This is a genomic window from Simonsiella muelleri ATCC 29453 (genome assembly GCF_002951835.1).
GTDB lineage: Bacteria > Pseudomonadota > Gammaproteobacteria > Burkholderiales > Neisseriaceae > Simonsiella > Simonsiella muelleri.
The window spans coordinates 1,722,082-1,744,798 of sequence record NZ_CP019448.1 but is presented as its reverse complement, the minus strand read 5'-3'; the positions used below and the strand labels follow the sequence as shown (position 1 = coordinate 1,744,798).

Sequence of the window (22,717 nt, the reverse complement as noted above, 5' to 3'; positions counted from 1 at the left end):
CCTGTTGATGGGTTAATCGTGTAATTTCAATGTTTGATGCACTTCAGTTTCAATAAATTTAATCAATTCAGGATCTTCTGATAAGTTTTTTCCGAATGATGGAATCATTTCTTGTAATTTGGGTTGCCATGCGGTCATTTGATGGGCGAAACATTTTTTCAAAACTTCCAACATCACTTGTACTGAAGTGGACGCACCTGGCGATGCACCCAACAATGCAGCCACCGAGCCATCAGCCGAACTAATCACTTCTGTGCCAAATTGCAACACGCCTTTTTCCGTGGCGGTATCTTTGATGATTTGTACGCGCAAACCCGCTTCCACCACGTTCCAATCTTCGCTTTTGGCATTAGGATAGAATTGGCGCAATTCTTCCATGCGTTGTTCTTTGCTTAATTGGACTTGTTCAACCAAGTATTTGGTTAAGCTTAAATTTTTGATACCAGCTGCCGCCACCGTAACCATATTGTGTGGACGAACCGAACACGCCAAATCCAATGGTGAACCATTTTTCAAAAATTTAAACGAAAAACCAGCGAATGGACCAAATAATAATGTGCGTTTGCCATCAATAAAACGTGTATCCAAATGTGGGACAGACATCGGCGGCGCACCCAATGCGGCTTTGCCATATACTTTAGCGAAATGTTGATTGGCAATTTCAGGGTTGGTACACGCCAAGAAAATACCGCCCACAGGGAAACCGCCTACATGATGGCTTTCAGGAATGCCTGTTTTTTGCAATAACTGCAAACTGCCACCACCTGCACCAATAAATACGGTTTTGGCGTGATGCACAAATGTTTCGCCAGTGGCGGTGTTGTTGATGGTAATTGCCCATTCATCGCCTACACGTTGGAACGATTTAACAATATGATTAAAATGAATATTGACATTTTGTTTTTGTAAAGATTGGAATAATTGGCGAGTTAATTCACCAAAATTCACGTCAGTACCAGCTTCCACGCGAGTGGCGGCGATGGGTGTATTGGTGTCGCGATTTTCCATCATTAACGGAAACCATTTGGCGAGAACTTCACGGTCTTCGCTGTATTGCATTTTGCTGAACAATGGGTGTTGCGACATGGCGCGATGGCGATTTTTGAGAAATTGCACATCTTTTTCGCCATGCACAAAACTCATGTGGGGAAGTTGGCGGATAAATTCTTCGGGTTTCAGATGCCCTTGTTTTACCAAGTAAGCCCATAATTGCAAAGATAATTTGAATTTTTCATTGATGGCAATAGCACGTTTGATGTCCATACTGCCATCGGCTTGTTCGGTGGTGTAATTCAATTCACATAAAGCGGCGTGTCCTGTACCTGCGTTGTGCCATTCATGTGAACTTTCTTGAGCAGGCGCATCTAACTGTTCAAAGATGGACAGTTTCAATTCAGGCGATAGCTCTTTCAATAACACGCCTAAAGTCCCACTCATGATGCCTGCGCCAATCAACGCGACATCGGATTTTGTACCCTGATGATTCATGTAGTTGTCCCTTTGTGATGTAGCGTTGCTTCATAAATGGCAATCAGTATGGTGCAACGCTATGTTTCTTTGACTTATTTTCAACCAACCAAGCGGACACTTAAATTGGTCTGAAACGATTATAACCGAGTTTGTAAAAAAGTGTTATTGAAAAAATAGGGTAACATGACAATTTGGGCATGAAACTGATTTTTTAACAAAAAAGGTAGCCTGAAAATTTTTTCAAGCTGCCTTTGTGGTGTGAGATTACTGGTCGGAAACATTATTCGGGTTGACCAAAATGGTGCGTTTTCCTGAAGAATCTGCTGGTGAAACAATGCCTTCAGCTTCCATTTGGTCAAATAATGTCGCGGCTTTGTTGTAGCCAATTCGCAAATAACGTTGTAATGATGAAATAGTCGGTTTTTGCGTCCGCAATAAAGTTGCCACGGCTTCATCAAACAAGGCATCGCGTTCGCCACTTCCGCCATTGAAATTCAGGCTGCCTGAAAGTTCGCGTCCACCTGTCAAAATATCTTCCACATATTGTGGTTCGCCAAATTGTTTTAAATATTGAACGATATCATGTACTTCACTATCTGCAACAAATGCGCCGTGTACACGTTGTGGGTAGCCTGTACCTGGGGGCAAGAACAACATATCGCCTTGACCGAGCAGATTTTCTGCGCCCATTTGATCTAAAATGGTGCGGCTATCAACCTTGCTGGACACTTGAAATGCGATGCGAGTGGGGATATTGGCCTTGATTAAACCTGTAATCACGTCCACACTGGGGCGTTGTGTCGCCAAAATCAAGTGGATACCCGCCGCGCGTGCTTTTTGTGCCAAGCGAGCAATCAACTCTTCAATTTTCTTACCAGCCGTCATCATCAAATCGGCGAATTCATCAACCACCACCACAATAGATGGCAATTTTTCCAATGGTTCGGGTTCATCTGGATTTAAGCTAAATGGGTTGGTAAAAGGTGCATTGAGTGCATAACTTTCGGCAATTTTGGCGTTGTAGCCAGCTAAATTACGTACGCCCAAATGCGACATCAAACGATAGCGTTTTTCCATTTCGTTGACACACCAATTTAAGGCATTAGCGGCATATTTCATGTCGGTAATCACGGGGGAGAGCAAGTGTGGAATGCCTTCGTACACCGACAATTCTAACATTTTGGGGTCAATCATGATTAAGCGCACGTCTTCAGGTGTGGCTTTGAACAGCAGAGACAAAATCATGCTGTTCACGCCAACTGATTTACCAGAACCCGTTGTTCCTGCAACCAATAAATGTGGTGCTTTGGCTAAATCGGTAACGACTGGTTTGCCTGTAATGTCTTGACCGAGTGCCAGTGTGAGTTTGGATCGACTTTGTGTGAATTCTGGTGCTGCAAAAATTTCGCTGATTCGAATGATTTGGCGTTTAGGGTTAGGCAATTCAATGCCCATGCAGTTTTTTCCTGGAATGGTCTCTACCACACGAATGGAAGCCATGCCTAAACCACGCGCTAAATCTTTTTCCAAATTTAAGACGGAGTTACCACGCACACCCGTGTCGGGTTCAATCTCGTAACGTGTAATCACAGGACCTGCATACGAATCAATAACTTTTACTTTAACACGGTATTCCGCTAATTTTTCTTCAATAATGATGCCGTTATCCAATAATTGTTGCTCACTTGGCACAGCAGAAATATCGTGTTCGGCTGGCAATAATAAATCCGTTGTTGGCAAAGGATAAGCTGGCGGATTATCTAGTAATTCAATGTTGTCAGGTTGTGTTTCATCATAAGTTTTGTAAGCTGGGTAATACGCTTGTTGATGTTCATAATGAATAGGTTGCGTGTAATCATGTGGCGTAGGTTGGTACGCAACAGGCGAGGCAGCCTGAAAATGTTCGTGCCGCACAATCGCAGGTGGTGGGAAATGGATGTCTTGTTCCACAATCGCAGGGATTTGCAGCGGCGGCACGGCCAATGGTTCCATCATTGCTATGGGTGTGGTTTGGGCTATTGGTGCAGTTTGTGGTAAACGTGTAATGCGTGGTTGTGTGTGGGTAATAGCGTGTTGTGTTGTATTTTTGGCACGAATATACGCAGGCGTGGTAACCACAGAGCGCGGTTGTGCTGGTGGTAAAATCACGGGCGTATCTTGTGCGACATTTGGGTTAATGAGTTGGTCGGCGCGAGTGGGTACGGACGTTTTTTGGCGGCGACGACGCGCAGCAGGCGCATTAGCATCTATTCGCGCTAAATTTGCCAAAGCTTCTTCTTCGGGAATGGTGTTTCGCAAAATGCTGTGAACAGGTGCCTCTGCCAACAATTGCTGGCGACGTGCCAAACGCTGGCGCAACAAACTTTCACGAATTTCATCTTCGCTAATGGTTTCGGTGTCGGCGGGCAGAGGTTTGGGGCTAGGGAACGGAACGTGTTGAGCATTACGTTCACGTTGAGCCATAGCGTTGATGGCATCTTCGTAAGTAAGTTCTTCTTTGGGGAAAATATCGTTTTCAGGCTGCATGGTGGAGATGCTGGGTTCATCATCTTGCCAAGCACGCATGGCATCGGCAAGCGTAATCACTTCCAAATCGGGATCAGGCTGACTCAATGGAAGTGGCACATTTTCTGCAGGTGCATCAATGGTGGCGATTTTATCTTTCTTTTCTTTGGATTCAATGGCTGCCTGAATCTCGGTTTCGGGAATAACATGGGCATCATTAGAATCGGTCATTTCATTGTTGGGTATTTCATTGGGTTTTTCGTCATCTTCGTAATATTTTTGTAGATTTCGTGTGGCCTCTTCCAATGTGATGACGGGCAGGGGTTCATCATCAATCAATTCAAATGCGAAACTATTGAGTTGTTCAGCTGGTACAGGAGATTGATAGTCTTCAATTTTTGCAACAGGTTGTTTGGCAAAAAAAGGATTCACTTCTTCAATATTGTTGAATGCGGGCGGTGTGTTTTTCAGTTGTGTAATAGAGGATTTATTGGTTGGCTCTTTCTCATTTTTTTCTATTTTTTCAATAGGTTGTGTTTTTTGCGACTCAACTGGTGGCGTGGATTCATCGTAACGTAATTCGGGTAATGATTCTGTTGTATCAATAATGATTTGGGTTTTCGGTTGAGCTGTAATGGGGGTGGATTCGGGCAATGTGGATTCTAGTGAAAATGTGATGGCATTTTCGTGGATTTCGGGTGCGTTCAGGCTGCCTGTAGATGTGTTAGGCGTTACAGGAGTGTCTTTTGGGGTAGATTTTTTTTCAGGAATGGATTCGGGTTGTATTTTAGTGGATTTTGTTTTTTCAACAGGCGCACTTGACGTGTTGCGTGGCGTGTGAATACCGCGCAATTCGTCTTGCCAAACGCTTTCTTGTTGATGGTAATACCAAAGCATTGCCGCCAGCACACCCACCAACACCAAAATTAACAGAAAAATCCACATAAAAGCCCAAGCCCCCGAAGCAATCTAAAAAATATTATAATGAATAGCAAGTGTTATTTAATAATTTGAATTTATTATTATTTTGTTGAAAAACCATCGTTGTGATGTGTGTATAACTTGCTACTACACTAATTGTTGAAAAAATGCTGCCCATTTTACCGTGTTTTAGGGGAAAATGACAATTTATGCGATGATGGGTGTGGCTTTTCAGACCGCAGAACATCAGTCATTAAGCAACAATTTGCAGGCTGCCTGAATATGTTCACTTGCTCTTTTTAGATGAAAAATCTTAAAATTTGGGTAAAATAATTCGTTATTTGAAATAATATTTCAAAAATTTAATTTATTTAAAATATTATTTCCTGAATAAAATAATTGAATGCGCATGAATCTGTGAAGTATTTTGTTTCATTTCAATCAATAGTAAAATAACGACAATAAGATAGCCGTTGTGTTTTTTCAGGCTACCTTATTGATGAATCATATTGATTATTTTGAAAGAATTAAAATGGCATTGATTGTACAAAAATACGGTGGCACATCTGTGGGTTCGGCTGAACGCATCAAAAATGTTGCCAAACGTGTGAAAAAAGCGCGTGATGAAGGTCATGATGTGGTGGTGGTCGTGTCTGCCATGAGCGGTGAAACCAATCGTTTGGTGGCGTTGGCACATGAAATGCAGGAATTCCCTGACCCACGCGAATTGGACGTGGTGTTGGCAACTGGCGAGCAAGTTACGATTGGTTTGTTGGCGATGGCGTTGAAAAATATCGGTGTGGACGCAAAAAGCTACACTGGTTGGCAGGTTGCTGTGAAAACCGATACCGCACACACCAAAGCGCGTATTGAGGAAATTGATGGCGACAAAATGCTAGCGGATTTGAAAGCTGGGCGCGTGGTTATTGTGGCAGGTTTCCAAGGCATCAGTAGCGCGGGCGACATTGCGACTTTGGGACGTGGCGGGTCGGATACTTCAGCAGTAGCATTGGCGGCAGTTTTGAAAGCAGATGAATGCCAAATTTACACAGACGTAGACGGTGTGTACACAACTGACCCACGTGTTGTCCCCGAAGCCAAACGCATGGACACCATCACATTTGAAGAAATGTTGGAATTAGCCAGTTTGGGCAGCAAAGTTTTGCAAATTCGTTCGGTGGAATTTGCTGGTAAATACAAAGTCCGTTTGCGCGTCTTGAGCAGCTTAGAAGAGGGCGGTAACGGTACATTAATCACTTTTGAGGAAGACCAAAATATGGAAAAAGTAGTTGTCTCAGGCGTTGCATTTGATAAAAACCAAGCGCGTATCAATGTGCGTGGTGTACCCGATAAACCTGGAATTGCTTATCAGATTTTGGGCGCGGTGGCAGATGCTAACGTGGAAGTGGACATGATTATCCAAAATGTTGGTTGCGAAGGCACAACCGATTTTTCGTTCACTGTACCGCGTGGCGATTGCAAACCTACTTTGGAGTTGTTGAATAATTTGAAAAATACCATCGGTGCGACTGAAGTCAGTGGCGATGATACGGTGTGTAAAGTATCTATTGTGGGTTTGGGTATGCGTTCACACGTTGGCGTGGCGGCGCAAATGTTCCGCGCACTGGCGGCAGAGGGCATCAATATTCAGATGATTTCCACTTCTGAAATTAAAGTATCTGTTTTAATTGATGAAAAATACATGGAATTGGCAACACGCGTATTACACAAAGAATTTGGTTTGGATAAATAATTTTTGTGTTTGTGAATGAAAGGCAGCCTGAAGAAATGGTGATTCAGGCTGCCTGAAAATGTATTGATAAATTTAGATTTAAGAAAGTAAATATTATGGTTCAACATCACAAATTAATTATTTTGGGTTCTGGTCCAGCAGGTTACACCGCAGCGATTTATGCTGCCCGCGCCAATTTGCAACCTGTCATCATCACTGGTATGGCACAAGGTGGACAACTCATGACTACGACCGAAGTGGACAACTACCCACCTTTCCCCGAAGGTATGCAAGGTCCAGAATTGATGGAAAAATTTTTGCAACATGCCGAAAAATTCGGTACGCAAATTTTGTTTGACGAAATCCACACCGCTCAATTACAACAACGTCCATTCAAACTGATTGGCAGCATGGGCGAGTACACTTGTGATGCGCTGATTGTGGCAACAGGTGCGTCTGCCAAATATTTGGGTTTGCCTAGCGAAGAAACGTTTGCAGGAAAAGGCGTGTCAGCTTGCGCAACTTGTGATGGATTTTTCTATAAAAAACAAGATGTTGCTGTGGTTGGTGGTGGTAACACAGCTGTAGAAGAAGCCTTGTATTTGGCAAACATCGCCAATACGGTTACGCTGATTCATCGCCGCGACACGTTCCGTGCTGAAAAAATTATGATTGACAAGTTAATGAAACGCGTGGACGAGGGCAAAATTATTTTGAAATTAAATGCGACCGTAGATGAAATTTTGGGTGATTCGTCTGGTGTAACAGGTGCACGTTTAAAGAATAATGACGGTAGCAATGAAGAAATTAACGTCAAAGGTGTGTTCATTGCCATTGGGCATCAGCCCAACACCGCCATTTTCAAAGGACAATTGGACATGGATGCAACGGGCTATCTCATCACGCGTGGCGGCAACGATGGTAACGCTGGCGCAACCAATATTGATGGCATTTGGGCGGCTGGTGATGTGAAAGATCATGTATACCGCCAAGCCATTACCAGTGCAGCTTCAGGCTGCCAAGCGGCTTTGGACGCAGAGCGTTGGTTGGATAGTCAAGTGTAATTTTTCAAGTTGAAACTTTTGCAAAAACTCTATTTTCAGCAAAAAACTGTTGCGGTAAACGAAACTGTATTTGCAAAGGGTTTTAGAACCTGTGCTGTAAGATTGATAACCTGATTTTATTGACAATTTTTGCGAATAAAAGACGACTTTTTAAGCCAATATCGGGACTATTGGCTTAAAAAGTCAACGCAGTAGGCGATAGTTAACAGTTTTTGTTAAACAAAATGTTTTATTTTTATATAGACGGAATTTTAGTCAATACATATTCTGAAATATTCATTAACCGTTAAACAGATTCAGCCACCACCATCGCGGTAACGTAGCGTTGTTCATCGCTTAAACTCAAATGAATTTTGACAATTTTTTGTTTGTTCAACCAGTTTTGCAATTCTTTTTCAAAGACAAATTCGGGTTTTCCCAAAGGCGAATGTGTGATGCTGATATTGTGCAAACTGACGGGCGTGCGAACCCCCGTTCCCATGGCTTTAGCAAAGGCTTCTTTTGCTGTAAAACGTTTGGCGATAAAACGAACCGCATCTGTGCTATTTTGTTGCGCAAAACGATTAGTAAATTCCAATTCTTCAATTCGACTCAACACACGACGTGGCAGAGCTTCGCCATATTTTTTGTATAATTCTTCAATGCGTTTGATGGACAAAATATCCGTACCAATGCCATAAATCATTGTTTAACTCCAATTTTTTAGTGAATAAATTTTTCAGGTAGCCTGAAAACGAGCGCGAAACATGGTTTCTTTCATCTGTTCAATGGCTTTGGGCAAACCCAAAAACACCGCTTGAGCAATAATAGAATGCCCGATATTTAATTCCACAATTTGCGGAATTTGCGCAATAGGTGCGACATTTTGAATAGTCAAACCGTGTCCTGCATTGACGGTAATACCCAATTTTTCAGCAAATTCAGCTGCTTGGCGAATTCGGGCTAATTCAGCAGCGCGGTCATGTGCTGCTTTTTCAGCGTATGCGCCTGTATGAATTTCAATCACACGCGCCCCCACATCGTATGCAGCCTGAATTTGCGCCAAATCCGCATCAATAAATAAGGATACACGAATCTGATTTTGCTGTAATTTTGCCACATAATCAGCGACTTTATCTTGTTGTGCCACAATATCCAAGCCGCCTTCAGTGGTGATTTCTTGGCGTTTTTCGGGAACAATGCACACATCTTCAGGCTGCACATTGATGGCGTTTGCCAACATTTCTTCTGTCATCGCCATTTCCAAATTCATACGGGTTTTGATGGCTTGTTTAATGGCAAATACGTCTGCATCTTTGATGTGGCGGCGGTCTTCGCGCAGATGCAAAGTAATCAAATCCGCACCATGCGTTTCCGCTACCAAAGCAGCTTCCACAGGACTCGGGTAACCTGCACCACGTGCATTACGTAAAGTCGCCACATGGTCAATATTGACACCTAATAACATTTTAATCTCCCAGTCTACTTATATATAGATTGATTACATTTTCATGAATCATAACACAATTTGTGGCAAAAACTGCGCCAATGGTTTGGGTAAACCATATTCATGCCAATTTTGTGGCTGTACCCAAACACCACTGCCTAAATCTTCAGGCTGCCTGAAAAAATGAGTTGCCAATAACGGTGTGATTTCCAACAAACGATGCGTCAAGCGATGAGTCAATACGGCATATTCCTGCCAATCATCTAAGCCAAACGATTCAATTTCCTGAAGATTCTCCAAACACGGCACACAATATAATCCAGCCCAAATGCCTTTTTGTGGACGTTTTTGCAACCAAATTGCGCCATCATCTCGGCGCAAAATCAGCCAATAAAATGCGATGTGTTTGATGGGAACAGCACTTTTTTTGCGCGGCAACTCTGCCACACGATTTTGCGCCCACGCAAGGCAATCTGAAACCATCGGACAATGGGTGCAATCGGGTTTGCTGCGTTTGCAAACGGTTGCGCCCAAATCCATTAAACCTTGCGTATAAACTGGCATATCATTTTGATTTTTCGGTAATAATGACTCTGCCAACTGCCAAAGTTGCGCTTCAAATTTTTTGTCGCTGGTGTCGCCGTCCAAGGCAAAAATTCGGCATAAAACACGTTTAACATTGCCGTCTAAAATCGTTTCAGGCTGCCTGAAAGCAAACGCCGCAATCGCCGCCGCCGTGCTGCGCCCAACGCCACAAAGTCTTTCTAATTCAATGCGTTGTTGTGGAAATTGCCCACCGAATTCGTAGACAATCTGTTGCGCGGCTTTGTGCAAATTTCGCGCCCGACTGTAATAACCCAAACCTGCCCATAATTGCAATACCGCATCTTGTTCTGCCTCCGCCAAAGATTGCACGTCAGGGAAACGATTGATAAATTTAGGATAATATTCCAAAACAGTCGCCACCTGCGTTTGTTGCAACATAATTTCAGACAGCCACACACGATACGGGTCGGAGGTTTGCCAAGGCAGGTTGTGGCGACCATGTTGGCGTTGCCAATTGATTAATTTTTCTGCAAATTGATTCATTTTAATGTATGTGTTGATAAATTAAATCATAATGTGAAAACCATTTTTCAGGCTTCCTGAAAACAATTCCATTATTTTTTATCTCGCCAGTCCACCAATTCCGTACCAGCCAAATAGTCATACAAAAACTGCTTACGCGGATTGAGCCACGCAAATCCCCACGGCAAAAGCCACCAAATCAACGACAAACCAAACATAGCACGTGGTTTTAGGCTGCCTACATACCCCAACACCGCATACGACAACAACGGCACAAACACCAAAAATACACACGCCCACATAAATCGCAGTCGTAATTCACGCAAAATAGCACGATTACCCGTAACGCTTTGTAGTCCAATTTTCCAAACGCGCATTGGTAAAGTCTGTTGTTCGCGCAACCAGTTCATTTTAAAGTAAAACCACCATGCGCCCAATAAACAAATCACATAAATTGGCGAAAAAATTTTCGGTGAAATTGAGATTTGTTGCTGAATAATCGTTTGCAAAATACCAACCACTAAACCCGTCAAAAGTGTAACCGAACCAATCAGCAGACTTTCATAAATTAGGGCAAAAATACGCCGTTTAAATGATGCAGGATTTTGATTTTTCATAATTTATTACTTTCAGGCAGCCTGAAAAATTCGCGCATAGACTGGGCTGCAAAATGGATTTGTTGATTGACATCGCTTGCAAATGGGTCAAGCGTTAAATCGGTTGGTAATTTGCGTAACCACGTTAATTGGCGTTTGGCTAGCTGACGTGTGGCGATTGTGCCTTTTTCAATTAATTCATTGTAGTTAAATCGATTTTCTAAAAAATCCCACGCTTGGCGATAACCCACACAACGCATAGATGGCAAATTTTCATGTAATTGAGGATATTTTTCGCGCAAATATTTCATTTCATCTAAAAAACCATTTTTTAGAATTAAATCAAAACGTTGTGCTATTTGATTGTGTAATTGGGTGCGATTTTCAGGAATCAACGTAAGCGTGAATAAATCCAATGCTGGCGCGGATTTTTGTTCCGCAAAATGTTGGCTCAATGGTTTACCTGTCAATAAAAAAACTTCTAAAGCACGTTCAATACGCTGGCTGTCGTTGGATTCAAGACGTTGAGCGGTGATGGGATCGTATTTTTGTAACTGATTGTATAAATGGGATAAACCGTATTTTCGCTTATCAGTTTGGAGCTGTTGGCGCGTAGCTGAATCGGCTTGGGGCAAATCGTTCAGACCATGTGTCAGCGCGTGAAAATACATCATAGTACCGCCGACAATCAATGGCAACCGCCCACGCGACTGAATTTCTGCCACCAAACGCGCACAATCAGCTAAAAATTCCGCAGCACTGTAATTCTCTAAAGGTGTAATAATATCAATGAGATGATGCGGTACACTGGCTAGTTCTTCGGGCGTGGGTTTTGCTGTGCCAATATTCATGTCCTGATAAATCAATGCACTATCCAAACTAATGATTTCACAGGGAAATCGTTGAGCCAACGCCAACGCCAATCGGGTTTTACCACTCGCAGTTGCGCCCAATATGGCAAATGCTTTTTTATTTAAATTCATAGGATTAAACTCTTTCAGGCTGCCTGAAGGACTACGCGTCCAGTAAAACAAATTCACAAAATCATCTTATTCTGCTGCTTCATATGCTTCCACAATTTTTTGCACCAAAGGATGTCGTACCACGTCTTCACTGGTAAAAACATGAAAATACAAACCTTCCACACCATCTAATTTTTCACGCGCATCTTTTAATCCTGATTTGATATGAGCTGGCAAATCAATTTGGCTGATGTCGCCCGTAATCACGGCTTTCGTACCAAAACCAATGCGCGTTAAAAACATTTTCATTTGTTCGGGCGTGGTGTTTTGCGCTTCGTCTAAAATAACATACGCGCCATTGAGCGTGCGCCCGCGCATATAAGCCAGTGGCGCAATTTCAATCAAGCCTTTTTCCAGCAATTTGGTTACGCGGTCAAAACCCATTAAATCATAAAGTGCATCATACAAAGGACGCAAATATGGATCGACTTTTTGAGTCAAATCACCAGGTAAAAAGCCCAATTTTTCGCCAGCTTCCACAGCAGGACGCACCAAAACAATGCGTTCAATTTGGTGTTTATCCATCGCATCAACTGCCGCCGCCACCGCTAAATAAGTTTTGCCTGTACCCGCAGGTCCGAGTCCAAATACAATATCGTGGTTCAACAAAGCGCGAATATAACCGTTTTGGCGTGGTGTACGTCCGCCAATGCTACCGCGCTTGGTATGAAAATAATAAGCGTAATTTTCATTATTTTTTTCAATGTGTTGCTTATCATTCGTTTTTGCCTCTACTGCGGCTAAATTAATGTCGTCATCGGATAAATCGCGTTCTTCGGCAATATGCATCAACGAAACCAAAGCATTACGTGCTACATGTGCAAGGCTGCCTGAAAACGTAAAATAATCAAATCGGCGGCTAATTTGTACCTCCAAACGGTGTGCGAGCGTATTCAAATTGTTGTCTAATACACCGCATAGGCGTTGTAAGGCGACTGGGTTGTAATCTTCAAATTGTAAATGGACGGTATGGGTCATGTTTTTTTCCTAGATAATCTTTGGATAATCTTTCAGGCAGCCTGAACATCATTTTGTGGATTGAATAAATTTATTTGCACGTTTGTAACACATCGGTTACACAACGCCATCATCATAACGTAAAGCAACAGAATCACGCAAAAAATCCGTTATAATTATCTTTCTTTAAATCCAATGGGCTTATTTAAAATCATGCAAAAAAAATATTTAACTTTCGCGCTATTTTCCGCTTTTTTCAGCCAAATTGTCGCTGCCGATGATAAACCACAAATCACGCCTCCTCCAGCACCCAAAGCCACTATTCCTGCCAATATTTTGGCAGATATTGCCAACACACCTGCGTCCAAAGAACTGAAAACCGTGAAAAAACAAATTGTTCACGAACAGAAAAAATTGCAAGACAAGCAAATTCAACAAAAACGCAATCAAGAAATCTTGCGTCAAACTCAAGCCGCTATTGCAGCAGCACGCCGCGAATTGGATGATTTAAACCGTCAACAACGCGTCTCTTGGGCAAAATTGCAAGATTTACAAAATCGTTTGAGCCAATTACAAACCGAAGTAGAAAACGCAAAAGCCCAAATTTCTCGTTTACTTGTCAGCAATTATAAAAATCAACAACCTAATTCTATTGTGATTTTTCTGAAAAATGCTGATGCCAATCAAAAAGCTCGTTTTTTGCAATACAGCAAATACATTAATTTGGCAAATGACCAAGTTATCAAAAAATTAAATGAACAACAAGAACAATTAGAACAACAAGAAACCCAAATTCACAAAGAATTAGACCGTCTAAAACAACTTGCCATCGCACAACAAAATAAATTACGTCAATTGGGACAAACACATGAAGTGGCGTTAGCGGATTCGCAAAAATTAAACGGCGAAATCAGTTCACAAAATAATAAAATCAATACATTACGCGAAAACGAACGCCAATTAAGTAACGTCATTATTCAAATTGTCGCCAAACGCAACGCACAACGTAAAGCTGAAGTGGCACAACGCCAAAAAGCCACCAACAAAAAGAATGCAAAAGCACCTGAATCTTATATGGATAATAAATTCAGTCGCTTACAAGGTACAATGCGCCGCCCCGTTTCAGGCAGCATCGCTGGACGTTTTGGGCAAACGCGCAATGGTGGCGGCACTTGGCGCGGTGTGTTCATCTCCACATCGCCTAGCAACGTGCAAACCATTGCGGCAGGGGAAGTGGTATACGCGGGCAATTTAAACGGCTACGGCAATACCGTGATTATTGACCACGCTGATGGTTATGTATCTGTTTATACTGGATTAAGTAATATTAGCGTATCGGTAGGTGAGCGTCTGTTGGCGCGTCAAAATCTCGGCACAAGCGGTGCGCTGCCAACAGGCGAGCAAGGTTTATATTTTGAAATTCGCTACCGAAATCGCCCTATGAATCCATTGGCTTGGGTTAAATAATAATTTAGAAAACCTTTGCAAAAAGCAAAAATTATCGTATATCAATTAGATAAAACTTTTATTTTTGAATATATTGCAAAGGTTTTAGCCTGAAGATTATTCGCAACCCAAATTCCGTGCCACGCCGTTGAAACTTTCGTTTAATGCTGCACACGTTTTATCAGTGGGTTTATCGGCAACCAAATCCAAACGAGCATCTTGATTCATTTGGCGTAATTCTTCGCTGTTTTCGGGTTGCTTGGCAAAACATCTGTCCACACGCTGATAATAACGCTCGCACGTTTCAGGCAAATGCACTGCTGGCGCGGTAGGTTCAGCAACTTCAACAGCTGCACTAGAGGCTACAGCCACTGCACTTGCACCAATCGCCGCGACTTCAGACGCGGTTACGTTTTCCATAGCTTGTTTACTGCTGGCTAAAATATCTTGTTCTTGTGGGCTGTTGAGAATTTGACTCACAATGTCGGACGTAGACTCAGAGGCTGCAATGGGCGTGGAGGCAGATTTAGGGACAATTGTTGTGGGTTTGGGTGTGGGTGCTTGTGTTTCAGGGCGACATGCTAACAATACCATGAAACTACTGAATAAAATTATTTTTCTCATAAGCTCATTTTCAGGCAGCCTGAAATATTTTCCGACTGCATTTGGTTGAAAAATCAATTAAACCGCGAATCCTAACCCGAGTTATTCACAAAATCAATACAATTTCTTCACTTCGGCAACAATATCCGCAGCACGCATAAACGTTTCGCCAATCAAGAATGTATTCACGCCATGATTGCGCATCAAGTCCACATCGGTTTTGTTTCGAATACCGCTTTCGGTAACCACTATGCTGCCTGAAAGCTGTGGCAGTAAATCTAAAGTTTGCTGTAAATTCACGTCAAATGTCCGCAAATTGCGATTATTCACACCACGTAAAGGCGTAGACAAATGGGTACATTTTTCGCATTCTGCTGCATCGTGTAACTCCAATTTCGCATTCTGCTGCATCGTGTAACTCCAATAATACATCCATGCCCAATTCATGCGCCAGTGTTTCCAAACGCAACAGCGTCTCCGCATCCAAAGCCGCTGCAATCAACAAAATCGCGTCCGCACCCCATGCACGTGCTTGATAAACTTGATATTCGTCAATCATAAAATCCTTACGCAACACGGGTAATGCCACCGCATCACGCGCTTGACGCAAATAATCAGGCGAACCTTGAAAATACTGTTCATCGGTCAGTACCGACAAACAAGCCACACCTGCGATTTCGTAGTCTTTAGCGTGGCTGGCTGGATTAAAATCGGCACGAATTAACCCTTTGGACGGGCTGGCTTTTTTGATTTCAGCGATAATGGCAGGTTGATTAGCGGCGTGTTTAGCTTGAATGGCGGCAATAAATCCGCGTGGGGGTGGGGCGTGTTGAATTTGCTGTTTCAGCGTTTCCAGTGGCACGGCCATTTTGGCGGTGGCAACTTCTTTGGTTTTGGTGGCGAGAATTTTTTGTAAAATATCGGACATATTTTTTCCTTGAATTTTATGAATCAATGGAGCATATTCTTCAAAATATTAAGGCAGCCTGAAAATGCACAACGTCAGTTTTTCTAGGCTGCTTGAGTATGGTAATTTATTTGTTGTACAGTTTGGTTAAAATAAACCAATTAAATAATAAATAAATGATTTTTAAGAAAATTTTTTGCATGATGCTTTTTGAAATACTACCAAAATGATTTCTACAGACGAGCAATATCGGGGGTATGAACTTGAACATCTGCATTTTGTGCGCGATGCCGCAGTGCATGATCCATCAATACCAAAGCCAACATTGCTTCAGCAATCGGCGCAGCGCGTAAACCGACACATGGGTCGTGTCGTCCGTGTGTGGCTATTTTTACTGAATTTCCTTTGATATCAATGGATTGACGTGGTGTGGCGATGGAACTGGTAGGCTTAATTGCAAAGTTTGCCGTAATCGTTTGTCCTGTAGAAATGCCCCCCAAGATGCCACCCGAATGGTTGGATTTAAAGCCAGTAGGCGTGAGTTCATCGCCATGCACGCTGCCACGCTGTGCCACCACATCAAAGCCATCGCCAATTTCTACGCCTTTGACCGCATTAATGGACATCAGTGCATAGGCAATTTCCGCATCCAAGCGGTCAAATACAGGTTCGCCCAAGCCAGTGGGAACGTTTCGTGCTTCAATGTGTAATTTTGCGCCTACACTGTCTAGGGATTTGCGAATGCTGTCCATATAGTTTTCTAAATCAGCGATTTGCGATTGATTGGCAGCAAAAAAGGGATTTTGTGAAATAAATTCCTCACTTTCAAATTGGATGCTGCGTTCCCCGACTTGCGTTACCCAGCAAATGATTTCCGTACCAAATTGTTCGCGTAACCACTTTTTCGCCACGGCACCAGCCGCCACACGCGCGGCGGTTTCACGAGCTGATGAACGTCCGCCGCCGCGATAATCGCGCGTACCGTATTTGTGCCAATAAGTATAGTCGGCGTGTCCTGGGCGAAATTGGGTGGCGATGCTGCCATAATCTTGGCTGCGTTGGTCTGTGTTGCGGATTAACAGCGCAATGGGCGTGCCTGTGGTTTTGCCTTCAAATAAGCCTGACAAAATTTCCACTTCGTCTGCTTCACGACGTTGGGTAACATGGCGACTGGTTCCGGGTTTGCGGCGGTCTAGATCAACTTGAATATCAGCTTGGCAAAGCGGTAAATTGGGTGGGCAGCCGTCAATAATACAACCTAAACCGGCTCCATGTGATTCGCCAAATGTGGTTACAGTAAAAAATTGTCCAATAGTGTTGCCTGCCATAGCTGTCTCGCGTGAATTTTCTTAAACAAAACGAGGGTAATTTTAACATAAAAGAGGTTCTAATATATAAGGCAGCCATTTGAAAGAATCACCGAACCATTCTTTCAGGCTGCCTGAAAATTTATAACTCAATATTTTTCAATTTCGCTACAGTATTAATGTCTTTATCACCACGCCCCGACAAATTCACCAAAATCACTTGGTCTTGATTCATGTGCGGTGCGTTTTCAATTGCCCAAGCCAACGCGTGTGAACTTTCCAGTGCGGGAATAATACCTTCTAGTTGGCACAATAAATCAAATGCTAACAATGCTTGATTATCATTGGTGGCGTGATATTCCACGCGTCCGATGTCGTGTAAATGGCTGTGTTCTGGACCAATTCCAGGGTAATCCAAACCCGCTGAAACCGAATGCGTACCTAAAATTTGTCCGTTTTCGTCTTGCATCAAATAGCTGCGGAAACCGTGCAATACGCCAATGGGTGCTTTTGATGTGATGGGTGCAGCGTGGTCGGGCGTATTCACACCCAAACCACCCGCTTCTACGCCAATTAATCTTACGTTATCTTCTTGAATATAAGGATAAAATAATCCAATCGCATTTGAGCCGCCACCCACACAAGCCACCGCGACATCAGGTTGTCGTCCAATTGCTTCGATCATTTGTTCTTTGGCTTCGTTGCCAATCACGCATTGGAAATCGCGGACCATTTCGGGGTAGGGTGCAGGGCCTGCTGCTGTGCCAATGATGTAAAAAGTATCGTCCACACGTGCTACCCATTCGCGCATGGCTTCGTTCATTGCGTCTTTCAGGGTGCGCGAACCGCTGTCCACGCTAACGACATTTGCGCCTAATAATTTCATGCGAAACACGTTGGGTGCTTGGCGTTGAATATCGTCTGCACCCATATAAACGTGGCATTGCATACCGAATCGCGCCGCCACAGTTGCGCTGGCAACGCCGTGTTGTCCTGCACCTGTTTCGGCGATGACCCGCTTTTTGCCCATGCGTTTGGCTAAAAGTGCTTGTCCGATGGTGTTGTTGATTTTGTGTGCGCCTGTGTGGTTTAAGTCTTCGCGTTTTAACCAAATTTGTGCGCCACCCAAATATTTGCTTAATCGTTTTGCGTGATAAACAGGACTTGGACGACCAACATAATGTTTTAAATCATGGCGAAATTCTGCCCAAAATTCAGGGTCGTTTTTAGCTTGTTGATAGGCTTGGGCTAATTCTTGTAGTGCTGGGATTAGGGTTTCGGCGACATATACGCCACCGTGTTCACCAAAAAAGCCATTGGCATTAGGGGCTTGGTAATCAGAATATGAAGACATAGATTTTTTCCTTGAAGCGAATCAAAAAGGTTTCAGGCTGCCTGAATTGTGTTTTGTCATCAAAAGGCAGCCTGAAAGAATTATATCAATGAGATTGTGGTATGGAACGATTGCGTTTTTTAGCCTGACGTGCTTTGCGTTTGGCTAAAATGGCTTTTTTTCGTTCCAGTAAATTTTGACGTTTGCGCCACCAAAACCATATCAACCACAGCGTTAGTATGACAACCAATCCCATAAAACCATTTTGGAATTGATGAATTTTGTGCATTAACCAATCCCGATTTTCCGCGCCAAAATCACCCAAATAAATCCAAATAGGCACAGAAATCAACGCCGCCAAGCCGTCCATAATGAGCCATTGCCAAAATGAAACTTTACCACTCATACCTGCCGTCAAGAAAATCGGACTCCGTAATCCTGGAATAAAACGCGCCACAAATAAAACGCGGTTGCCATGTTTATCAAATTGTTGTTGAACTTGGGCGTAGCGTTTTGGGGGCATTAATTTGGCGATGGGGCGAAAACGCAGAATTTGCGTTCCATAAATGCGTCCCAAAACAAACATTAAGCCATCACCCACCAACACGCCCGCCATACCCACGAAAAACATAATGTGAACATTGGTGTAGCCTAAACCAGAAATCACGCCACCTGCTACCAGCGTTACGTCTTCAGGAATGGGTATGCCAAATCCACATACCACCAATACGAAGAAAACGGCAGCATAACCGAATTGTTGGAAAAAAGTTTCTAATAAGGTAAGCATAAGGTTTTCTATATTATTAAAACAATCAGTTAATTTGATAGCAAATCAGTTCTATGATTCAAACTGACTTGCTTGCGATAAAAATCGGGATACTTTGATTTTCAGGCTGCCTGAAAACAATCAGTAATATGGGGATTCTAGGCTTTGGCTTCAATAGCATCGGCGATTAAACGCGCACTTTTTTCAGCTAAAATTGCTTGCTCTGCCTCCACCATCACGCGTACCACAGGTTCCGTACCCGAAGGACGCAACACCACACGCCCACGGTCGCCCAATTCTTTTTCCACTGCTGCCAAAGCTTGTTTGGAGGCAGTTTGCCAATCTTGTCCTTTTCTGATGCGGACATTAATCATGGTTTGCGGATAAGGTTGCCAATCCACTGCCGTATTCAAATCTTGTTCTAAAGTTTTTAAGGCAGCCAACACCTGTAAGGCAGAAATTGTGCCATCACCTGTATTGTGTTTGTCCATGCACAAAATATGCCCAGACGATTCGCCGCCCAATAGCCAACCGCGTTGTTTCAACATTTCCAACACATAACGGTCGCCGACTTTGGCACGTGCAAACAGAATACCGCGCTCATTTAATGCTTTTTCCATGCCTAAATTGCTCATCACTGTGCCGACCACGCCGCCAAATGGAATACCTTGTTGCATATGTGCTTTGGCAATAATATAGATTAATTTGTCGCCATCAAATACTGCGCCATGTCTATCTACCATCATTAGGCGGTCGCCATCACCGTCTAATGCGATGCCGTAGTCAGCTTCATTTTGTAATACGGTTGCTTGAAGGGTTTTGATGTGGGTTGCGCCGACTTTATCATTAATATTAAAACCATTTGGTTCATGACCAATCTGAATGATTTCCGCACCTAATTCATGAAACACTTTAGGTGTGGTGTGATAGCCTGCGCCGTTGGCGGTGTCTATGACTAATTTTAAACCACGTAAATCCAAGTGGCTAGGGAATGTGGATTTACAAAATTCAATATAACGGTCATCTGCGCCATTAATGCGGCGATTACGTCCCAAATCACGAGACGAACGTGTTACCATTTCTTTGTCTAATTCGGCTTCAATGGCGATTTCCATGTCATCGCTTAATTTCACGCCTCCTTCTGCGAAAAATTTGATGCCGTTGTCGGAAAACTCGTTGTGTGATGCGGAAATCATCACGCCGCCTGATAAGCGTAAAGCGCGTGTTAAATATGCAATGGCTGGTGTGGGCAATGGGCCTGTTTGAATCACATCAACACCAGCTGCCGTGAAACCTGCCACCAATGCGGTTTCCAGCATATAACCTGAAATGCGTGTGTCTTTGCCAATGATGACTTGTGGACGTTTGCCTTGTTCGTGTTTGATGAGTGCGCGACCGTAAGCACAGCCGAGTTTCAACACAAAATCGGGTGTGATGGGGAACTGACCTGCTTCACCGCGAATGCCGTCTGTACCAAAATATTTTCTAGCCATTGTTAAATTTCCGTTCATTTCATAAGATGTTCAGTCAATTTTAAAACAATATCGCAAATTAAAACAGACTCAATTCATCAAAATTTCCAGTTTCCAGTCATAATTGAGTGGATTTGTGTTATTTGTATGTTTCATAAAAACGATTTTTGGTTTGGGTGAATGATGTTTTCAGGCAGCCTGAAATGTTTGGCATTCTTTAATGAGAATGATAGAATATGTCATTTTTATAGAAATTGTAAAAATATTAACAAAAATAAATGGTATGAACCGTATTTTTAATTTGAAAATTGAGGTAATTGATTTTCAGGCAGCTTAACAAACATTTTTCGTCAAAACATGAATAAAGACATAAAAAAAATCATCATATTAACCATCTTATTGATTTGTTCGTCTGCGCTATTTTTGCTGTGGAATGTGCAAGGCAATTGGGGTTTTGTATTGCCGTTGCGTTTAGGAAAACTGGTGGCTTTGCTGTTGGTGGCGTATGCTGTGGGCGTGTCCACGCTGCTGTTTCAGACGCTGACCAATAATCCAATCCTCACACCATCGGTATTGGGCTTTGATACGCTGTATATTTTTCTGCAAACATTGTTGGTGTTTGCGTTGGGCGGTACGGCTTATACGCAGTTGCCGTTGATGGGCAAATTTGCGTTTGAACTGGTGGCAATGATGGGGGGAGCGTTGTTGTTGTTTCGCTTGTTATTGAAACAAGGTGGGCGTGATTTGGCGCGAATGATTTTGATTGGCGTGATTTTTGGCGTGTTGTTTCGCAGTTTGTCCAGCCTGTTTCAACGCATGATAGACCCCGAAGAGTTTGCAGTGGCACAGGCAAATACGTTTGCCAGTTTTAATACGGTAAATACGAATTTATTAGCGATGGGCGGCGCAATTGTGGCGTTGAGTGGGGTATTTTTGTGGCATGAACGTCATCGTTTGGACGTGCATTTACTCGGACGCGACCAAGTTACCAATTTAGGCATTCATTATCAAAAATATACGCTGTGGATTTTACTGTGGATTGCGGTGTTGGTAGCAACGGCAACGGCGACAGTTGGACCTGTGAGTTTTTTTGGTTTGCTGGTGTGTGCGTTGGCGAATTATTTTTCAGGCAGCGTGAAACATGCTGTTCGTTTGCCTATGGTGTTTTTAATTTCAGCAACGCTTCTAATTGGCGGACAAGCGATTTTTGAACACTTTTTGGGTATGAAAGCGGTTTTAAGTGTGGTCATTGAATTTGCGGGTGGATTGGTGTTTTTGTGGTTGGTATTGCGCAAGAAATCGGCATTATAAAATTGAGAAAAATAAAATGATTGAAATTAAAAACGTTTCTTACAAAATTGGCGAACAGCAAATTTTGAATAATGTGTCGCTGAATATTCCACAAAATGGCATTACCGCTCTAATTGGTGCAAATGGTGCGGGTAAATCCACGTTATTGTCGTTGATGGCGCGGTTGAGACCTTTGGTGTCAGGCAGCATTGCTTACAATGGGCGCGATTTAGCCAGCACGCCTACCGCTGAAGTCGCCAAAATTTTGTCTATTTTAACGCAAGAAAACAGCATTCATAGCCGTATTTCGGTGCGTGATTTATTGATGTTTGGGCGTTTTCCATACCACAAAGGGCAGCCTAAACCCGAAGATTATGCCATTATTGATAATGCAATCAACCAATTTCAATTACACGATTTGGCGCAGCGTTATTTAACCGAATTGTCGGGTGGGCAACGCCAACGGGCTTTGATTGCAATGGTATTTTGTCAACAGACGGAATATGTTTTGTTGGACGAACCGCTCAATAATTTGGATATGTATTATGCGCGTCAGTTGATGCAGCTTTTGCGTCAACTCACACACGAACACAATCGCACAACGGTGGTGGTGTTACATGATATCAATATGGCGGCGGCGTATGCCGACCATGTCATTGCCATGCAAAAGGGCGAAGTGAAATTTTCAGGCAGCCCCGATGAAGTGTTTACCGTTGAAAATATTAAATTATTGTTTGATATGGACGTGGATGTATTGGATTATCAAGGTAAGAAATTGATTGTGCATCATATTTAGAACCTGTGTTCATAATCTTAAATAGCTTGATTTCAG

The 22,717-nt window shown here is 42.9% G+C and carries 19 protein-coding genes and 1 pseudogene; 6 read left to right on the top strand and 14 right to left on the bottom strand.

What is annotated here, in order from left to right; all coding sequences use genetic code 11:
- Positions 1-12 precede the first annotated feature (12 nt).
- Positions 13-1,488: a malate dehydrogenase (quinone) gene (gene mqo / locus BWP33_RS08655; protein WP_002642244.1), complete on the bottom strand. Its 1,476-nt coding sequence runs from the start codon at positions 1,486-1,488 to the stop codon at positions 13-15.
- A gap of 246 nt (positions 1,489-1,734) precedes the next feature.
- The gene (locus tag BWP33_RS08650) at positions 1,735-4,920 is read right to left on the bottom strand and encodes a DNA translocase FtsK (RefSeq protein WP_002642243.1); all 3,186 of its coding nucleotides are present in this window, start codon (positions 4,918-4,920) and stop codon (positions 1,735-1,737) included.
- A 508-nt stretch (positions 4,921-5,428) separates the two neighbouring features.
- On the opposite strand from BWP33_RS08650, the gene BWP33_RS08645 reads away from it, so the two are divergent.
- Positions 5,429-6,649, top strand: coding sequence for an aspartate kinase (locus tag BWP33_RS08645; RefSeq protein WP_040629128.1), 1,221 nt, complete (start codon positions 5,429-5,431; stop codon positions 6,647-6,649).
- Between the two features lie 95 nt (positions 6,650-6,744).
- Positions 6,745-7,692 (top strand): thioredoxin-disulfide reductase, encoded by a 948-nt coding sequence (gene trxB, locus BWP33_RS08640; RefSeq protein ID WP_002642241.1) that lies wholly within the window; start codon positions 6,745-6,747, stop codon positions 7,690-7,692.
- Between the two features lie 286 nt (positions 7,693-7,978).
- On the opposite strand, the gene acpS is transcribed toward trxB, so the two are convergent.
- The 6 genes from acpS to BWP33_RS08610 form a co-directional block, all read right to left on the bottom strand.
- Positions 7,979-8,377, bottom strand: coding sequence for a holo-ACP synthase (acpS, locus tag BWP33_RS08635; protein ID WP_002642240.1), 399 nt, complete (start codon positions 8,375-8,377; stop codon positions 7,979-7,981).
- A gap of 33 nt (positions 8,378-8,410) precedes the next feature.
- Positions 8,411-9,139: a pyridoxine 5'-phosphate synthase gene (gene pdxJ, locus BWP33_RS08630; RefSeq protein WP_002642239.1), complete on the bottom strand. Its 729-nt coding sequence runs from the start codon at positions 9,137-9,139 to the stop codon at positions 8,411-8,413.
- A gap of 48 nt (positions 9,140-9,187) precedes the next feature.
- Positions 9,188-10,207 carry an A/G-specific adenine glycosylase gene (gene mutY, locus BWP33_RS08625; protein WP_002642238.1) on the bottom strand — a complete coding sequence of 340 codons (1,020 nt, stop codon included), beginning with the start codon at positions 10,205-10,207 and terminating at the stop codon, positions 9,188-9,190.
- 71 nt (positions 10,208-10,278) lie between these two features.
- Positions 10,279-10,803 carry an RDD family protein gene (locus tag BWP33_RS08620; protein ID WP_002642237.1) on the bottom strand — a complete coding sequence of 175 codons (525 nt, stop codon included), beginning with the start codon at positions 10,801-10,803 and terminating at the stop codon, positions 10,279-10,281.
- The gene (gene miaA, locus BWP33_RS08615; protein ID WP_002642236.1) at positions 10,800-11,765 is read right to left on the bottom strand and encodes a tRNA (adenosine(37)-N6)-dimethylallyltransferase MiaA; all 966 of its coding nucleotides are present in this window, start codon (positions 11,763-11,765) and stop codon (positions 10,800-10,802) included. The genes BWP33_RS08620 and miaA overlap by 4 nt, the downstream gene beginning before the upstream one ends.
- A 66-nt stretch (positions 11,766-11,831) precedes the next feature.
- Complete coding sequence (locus tag BWP33_RS08610; RefSeq protein WP_002642235.1) at positions 11,832-12,782, bottom strand: PhoH family protein; 951 nt, start codon at positions 12,780-12,782, stop codon at positions 11,832-11,834.
- A gap of 192 nt (positions 12,783-12,974) precedes the next feature.
- Between BWP33_RS08610 and BWP33_RS08605 the strand changes: the two genes are divergently transcribed.
- Positions 12,975-14,228 carry a murein hydrolase activator EnvC family protein gene (locus BWP33_RS08605; RefSeq protein WP_104930449.1) on the top strand — a complete coding sequence of 418 codons (1,254 nt, stop codon included), beginning with the start codon at positions 12,975-12,977 and terminating at the stop codon, positions 14,226-14,228.
- A gap of 96 nt (positions 14,229-14,324) precedes the next feature.
- Here BWP33_RS08605 and BWP33_RS08600 read toward each other — a convergent pair whose 3' ends face one another.
- The gene (locus BWP33_RS08600; protein WP_155999585.1) at positions 14,325-14,687 is read right to left on the bottom strand and encodes a hypothetical protein; all 363 of its coding nucleotides are present in this window, start codon (positions 14,685-14,687) and stop codon (positions 14,325-14,327) included.
- 1 nt (position 14,688) lies between these two features.
- On the opposite strand from BWP33_RS08600, the gene BWP33_RS12485 reads away from it, so the two are divergent.
- Positions 14,689-14,880, top strand: coding sequence for a hypothetical protein (locus BWP33_RS12485; protein WP_155999583.1), 192 nt, complete (start codon positions 14,689-14,691; stop codon positions 14,878-14,880).
- 44 nt (positions 14,881-14,924) lie between these two features.
- Here the strand turns inward: BWP33_RS12485 and trpC are convergent.
- The 5 genes and pseudogenes from trpC to glmM all read right to left on the bottom strand — a co-directional run bounded on the left by trpC (position 14,925) and on the right by glmM (position 20,616).
- Positions 14,925-15,738: pseudogene (gene trpC, locus BWP33_RS08595) on the bottom strand (indole-3-glycerol phosphate synthase TrpC).
- 212 nt (positions 15,739-15,950) lie between these two features.
- Positions 15,951-17,045 (bottom strand): chorismate synthase, encoded by a 1,095-nt coding sequence (gene aroC, locus BWP33_RS08590; RefSeq protein WP_002642231.1) that lies wholly within the window; start codon positions 17,043-17,045, stop codon positions 15,951-15,953.
- 121 nt (positions 17,046-17,166) lie between these two features.
- Positions 17,167-18,378, bottom strand: coding sequence for a tryptophan synthase subunit beta (gene trpB, locus BWP33_RS08585; RefSeq protein WP_002642230.1), 1,212 nt, complete (start codon positions 18,376-18,378; stop codon positions 17,167-17,169).
- A gap of 85 nt (positions 18,379-18,463) precedes the next feature.
- Positions 18,464-19,144 carry a DedA family protein gene (locus BWP33_RS08580; protein ID WP_002642229.1) on the bottom strand — a complete coding sequence of 227 codons (681 nt, stop codon included), beginning with the start codon at positions 19,142-19,144 and terminating at the stop codon, positions 18,464-18,466.
- Between the two features lie 137 nt (positions 19,145-19,281).
- Positions 19,282-20,616: a phosphoglucosamine mutase gene (gene glmM, locus BWP33_RS08575; RefSeq protein ID WP_002642228.1), complete on the bottom strand. Its 1,335-nt coding sequence runs from the start codon at positions 20,614-20,616 to the stop codon at positions 19,282-19,284.
- Positions 20,617-20,952: 336 nt separating this feature from the next.
- Between glmM and BWP33_RS08570 the strand changes: the two genes are divergently transcribed.
- Both BWP33_RS08570 and BWP33_RS08565 read left to right on the top strand, forming a co-directional pair.
- Positions 20,953-21,906 carry an iron chelate uptake ABC transporter family permease subunit gene (locus tag BWP33_RS08570; RefSeq protein ID WP_002642227.1) on the top strand — a complete coding sequence of 318 codons (954 nt, stop codon included), beginning with the start codon at positions 20,953-20,955 and terminating at the stop codon, positions 21,904-21,906.
- Between the two features lie 16 nt (positions 21,907-21,922).
- Entirely contained in the window at positions 21,923-22,681 is a 759-nt protein-coding gene (locus BWP33_RS08565; protein WP_002642226.1) for an iron ABC transporter ATP-binding protein, read from the top strand.
- The last annotated feature ends 36 nt before the right edge of the window (positions 22,682-22,717 follow it).

What these genes read in the sequence shown, in the direction of transcription:
- trxB (WP_002642241.1), top strand. Translation starts at nt 6,745, where the DNA reads ATGGTTCAACATCACAAATTAATTATTTTGGGTTCTGGTCCAGCAGGT.
- pdxJ (WP_002642239.1), bottom strand. Translation starts at nt 9,139, where the DNA reads ATGTTATTAGGTGTCAATATTGACCATGTGGCGACTTTACGTAATGCA.
- BWP33_RS08610 (WP_002642235.1), bottom strand. Translation starts at nt 12,782, where the DNA reads ATGACCCATACCGTCCATTTACAATTTGAAGATTACAACCCAGTCGCC.
- acpS (WP_002642240.1), bottom strand. Translation starts at nt 8,377, where the DNA reads ATGATTTATGGCATTGGTACGGATATTTTGTCCATCAAACGCATTGAA.
- BWP33_RS08645 (WP_040629128.1), top strand. Translation starts at nt 5,429, where the DNA reads ATGGCATTGATTGTACAAAAATACGGTGGCACATCTGTGGGTTCGGCT.
- BWP33_RS08565 (WP_002642226.1), top strand. Translation starts at nt 21,923, where the DNA reads ATGATTGAAATTAAAAACGTTTCTTACAAAATTGGCGAACAGCAAATT.
- glmM (WP_002642228.1), bottom strand. Translation starts at nt 20,616, where the DNA reads ATGGCTAGAAAATATTTTGGTACAGACGGCATTCGCGGTGAAGCAGGT.
- BWP33_RS08570 (WP_002642227.1), top strand. Translation starts at nt 20,953, where the DNA reads ATGAATAAAGACATAAAAAAAATCATCATATTAACCATCTTATTGATT.
- BWP33_RS08605 (WP_104930449.1), top strand. Translation starts at nt 12,975, where the DNA reads ATGCAAAAAAAATATTTAACTTTCGCGCTATTTTCCGCTTTTTTCAGC.
- BWP33_RS08620 (WP_002642237.1), bottom strand. Translation starts at nt 10,803, where the DNA reads ATGAAAAATCAAAATCCTGCATCATTTAAACGGCGTATTTTTGCCCTA.
- miaA (WP_002642236.1), bottom strand. Translation starts at nt 11,765, where the DNA reads ATGAATTTAAATAAAAAAGCATTTGCCATATTGGGCGCAACTGCGAGT.
- trpB (WP_002642230.1), bottom strand. Translation starts at nt 18,378, where the DNA reads ATGTCTTCATATTCTGATTACCAAGCCCCTAATGCCAATGGCTTTTTT.
- BWP33_RS08650 (WP_002642243.1), bottom strand. Translation starts at nt 4,920, where the DNA reads ATGTGGATTTTTCTGTTAATTTTGGTGTTGGTGGGTGTGCTGGCGGCA.
- aroC (WP_002642231.1), bottom strand. Translation starts at nt 17,045, where the DNA reads ATGGCAGGCAACACTATTGGACAATTTTTTACTGTAACCACATTTGGC.
- BWP33_RS08580 (WP_002642229.1), bottom strand. Translation starts at nt 19,144, where the DNA reads ATGCTTACCTTATTAGAAACTTTTTTCCAACAATTCGGTTATGCTGCC.
- BWP33_RS12485 (WP_155999583.1), top strand. Translation starts at nt 14,689, where the DNA reads ATGTCGGACGTAGACTCAGAGGCTGCAATGGGCGTGGAGGCAGATTTA.
- mqo (WP_002642244.1), bottom strand. Translation starts at nt 1,488, where the DNA reads ATGAATCATCAGGGTACAAAATCCGATGTCGCGTTGATTGGCGCAGGC.
- mutY (WP_002642238.1), bottom strand. Translation starts at nt 10,207, where the DNA reads ATGAATCAATTTGCAGAAAAATTAATCAATTGGCAACGCCAACATGGT.